4 protein-coding genes are annotated in these 3,027 nt (G+C 63.1%); 1 reads left to right on the forward strand and 3 read right to left on the reverse strand.

What is annotated here, in order from left to right; genetic code table 11:
• Nucleotides 1-648: amidohydrolase family protein (locus EOA60_RS26310; protein WP_164899539.1), on the reverse strand; the 648-nt coding region annotated here is incomplete at its 3' end.
• A 371-nt stretch (nucleotides 649-1,019) separates the two neighbouring features.
• Here EOA60_RS26310 and EOA60_RS26315 point away from each other — a divergent pair.
• Complete coding sequence (locus EOA60_RS26315; protein ID WP_245502614.1) at nucleotides 1,020-1,634, forward strand: LysR substrate-binding domain-containing protein; 615 nt, start codon at nucleotides 1,020-1,022, stop codon at nucleotides 1,632-1,634.
• Between the two features lie 90 nt (nucleotides 1,635-1,724).
• On the opposite strand, the gene dhaL is transcribed toward EOA60_RS26315, so the two are convergent.
• Both dhaL and EOA60_RS26325 read right to left on the reverse strand, forming a co-directional pair.
• Nucleotides 1,725-2,333, reverse strand: coding sequence for a dihydroxyacetone kinase subunit DhaL (gene dhaL, locus EOA60_RS26320; RefSeq protein ID WP_095826037.1), 609 nt, complete (start codon nucleotides 2,331-2,333; stop codon nucleotides 1,725-1,727).
• Nucleotides 2,334-2,497: 164 nt separating this feature from the next.
• The coding region (locus tag EOA60_RS26325) for a TOBE domain-containing protein (protein ID WP_128312132.1) at nucleotides 2,498-3,027 on the reverse strand (530 nt) is incomplete at its 5' end.

Consider the following 3,027-nt stretch of genomic DNA (forward strand, 5'->3'; position numbering starts at 1 on the left):
GTGCAGGATCGCATGGGTCTCCCAGAAGAAAGTCGTGGGCGCGGGCGCGACGGCATTCCAGTTGATGCCGCCATGCCCGCCAAGATGTATGGCGAACGGCAAGCCGACCTCGGCACAGGCCTCGAAGATCGGGTGATAGAACGGATCGCCATACGGCCGCACCGAGCCTTGGGAGGCCAGAACTTGCGCCATCCGGGGATGCGCGCCGAGCCGCCGGATCTCCGCCGCCGCAAGGCGTGGGTCCTGCGGCGCGATGACGATGGAGCCCATCAAGCGGCTGTCTTTCGGCAGCCATTCATTGATCTGATAGTCGTTATAGGCGCTTACCAGCGCGCTGGCGTAATAGGGATTTGCCAGCGTCGAAGCCTCGATCGGCTCGTCGCCAGTCAGGATTGCCACTCCGATATTGTATTTATCGAGGTGCTTCTCCTTCATGATCAGGTAATTGTCCGCCTCGACCTTCGGCCGCACGTCCTTCCGGGAGAAATCCTGCGGATGAAACCAGGGGCGATGGCCGTGCGGAAAGGCGCCGACGGGGCCGGTCTTCTCGCCTTCGATGAACATGTCTTTCCAGACGCCGGACAGGTAGGGCTCCAGCACCGTCGCGCTGGACCAGTAATTGTGGCAATCGCAATCGACTATGAACACTTGTCCCTCTTGATGATGCGGGCGCCGCTGAACGCCCCTGGATTCCTGCATCGAACTTCCGCCTTGTCAGTGTTTGGATCAAGCGTATGATCGGGCCGATACGATCGTAAAAATCGATTGGCTTGCCTATGCAACTGGAACAGGTCGAGACCTTTCTGGACATCATAGAATCGCGGAACTTCAACCGGTCGGCGGAGCGCCTCGGACTGACGCAATCGACGGTTAGCACCCGTATCAAGAACCTGGAAACCGCCGTTGGATCCGAGCTCTTCCACCGCGGACGCGCCGGTGCCGAGCCAACGGCGGCAGGGCGGCGGTTTGAGGCCTACGCGCGGTCGATGCTGTCGACCTGGTCCCAGGCGCGTCACGATGTGCGCGCCTTCAACAGGTTCGAGGGGAGCCTACGGGTCGCTGCCCAGGTCGGGATGACCCGCTCGATCCTGCCTGGTTGGCTGGAAATGCTGCTGCAAGTCTTGCCCCGGTCCTCGATCCACGTCGAATCCGATTATTCGCCGCAGATGATATCGGATCTGAGCCTGGGAAACCTTGATATTGCCGTTGTTTACGCTCCGCGCTACCTGCCCGAGATCACATATGACCAGCTCATGGTCGAAGAATATGTGATGGTCTCGACCACGGCGCGCAGGCTTTGCGATGTAAGCCCCGACAGTTACATCCGGCCGGGTTACACGGTGGCGCTCGAGAAGGCTCATGCCGAGGCGCTGCCAAACCTGACTGCGTGCCGGCTTTCGATGGGCTCCGAGACGCTTGCGGACAATATGCTGCGGCGGGCCGGCGGCACATGCTACATGCGCGCCGAGGATGCGCGACGCTTCGCCGCCGAGCGCCCCTCCCACATCGTGGAACAAGCTCCAACTCTGCATCAGCCCGTCTACACGGCGGTCCTCGCCCGACGCCGACATGAGCCGATCATTAAGAAAGGCGTCCGCGCGCTTCACCTTGCCGTCATGTCGCTGGAGAGTTGATCGATACAATCGATCGTAAACGGCTGAAGCGCCTCCTGTATCGAATGCAGGCCTGCTGGCAAGTGCTGATCGGCACGGCGGCACACGGTCCTAAGCGATCTTCATCGCCTTGCAGATTTCTTCGACCAGCATTGCGGCCGAGACCGAGCCGGGGTCCGCATGGCCGAGCGAGCGCTCGCCGAGACGCGCGGCGCGACCGACGGTTGCGATCATGTCGCGCGTCGCTTCCGTGCCCCGGCGGGCAGCGGCGGCTATGGCATCGGCGTTGTGGCCATTGACTGCCGCGTCGGCGGCCGGCCCCCAGGCGTCGAGCATTGTCTTCTGGCCGGGTTCCGCCTTGCCACGCTGGGCGATGCCGTCGCGCATCGCCGCAATGATGGTACGCAACTCGCCGGTCGGCATCGATGCGCGCGGACCCGCGGCCTTGCCGGCGCGCAGAAGGGCGGTCGCGTAGAGCGGTCCGGAGGAGGCGCCGATTGCGTTGAGAAAGCCTTTCGCGGCGGCATTGAATATATCCTGCAGCGTGCCTTCCGCGGCTTGCGCCGCTTCGGCCGCGGCCTTCATGCCTTGTTCCATGGCAATGCCGTGATCGGCGTCTCCGATCACTCCGTCCAGCGCGCAGAGCCTGTCGCGTTCCGTCGCCATCCGTTCGGCGAAAGCGCCGAAGAGGGCTTTCAAATCCCCGGTCGTGAAATCCATCGCGCTCAGCTCCGGAACATGGCGCAGTCGCACGGATGGTCGATCATGCGTTGCAATTCGTCATCGAGATGCATGACGGTGATCGAGGCGCCGGCCATGTCGCGGTTGTGACGACGTGGCACTGGATGGCGGCGAGCCAGTCGCGGGGATGACCCAGCCCGGCTTCAGACCGGAAACAGGAAGGCCGTAGCGGGATCGAAGAAAATCTGACGTCCCGAAGCGGCATCGGTGCCGCCCGGTTCGGCTGTATCCGAAGTTGGCCTGACGTCGATCTCGTCGCCCGACCCGGTGCGCGCCACGACGCGCCGGCGATCGCCGAAGAAGGCGGTGTCGACGATCTCGACGGCAAGCGATGCATTCCCCTCCATGGGGGTCAGGCGGAACGCTTCCGGCCGCACCATCAGTCTGGCCTTTTGGCCGCGGCCGAGCGCCTGTGTGGCTTTCACGCCCTTGACGATCGAGCCATCGGCCAACCGCACCAAGGCAACGCCGTTCTCTGTTTCGAGGTGCTCCGCCGGCAGGAAGTTGGAATTGCCGATGAAGCCGGCGACGAACTCGCTCGCTGGTCTGAGATAAAGGTCCTCGCCGGTGCCGATCTGCTCGATGCGGCCTTCCTTGAACAAGGCGATGCGGTCGGAAAGGTGCAGCGCCTCTTCCTGGTCGTGCGTGACATAGAGGATGGTGACGCCGGTCT

The organism is Mesorhizobium sp. M1A.F.Ca.IN.020.06.1.1, assembly GCF_004023265.1.
GTDB lineage: Bacteria > Pseudomonadota > Alphaproteobacteria > Rhizobiales > Rhizobiaceae > Mesorhizobium.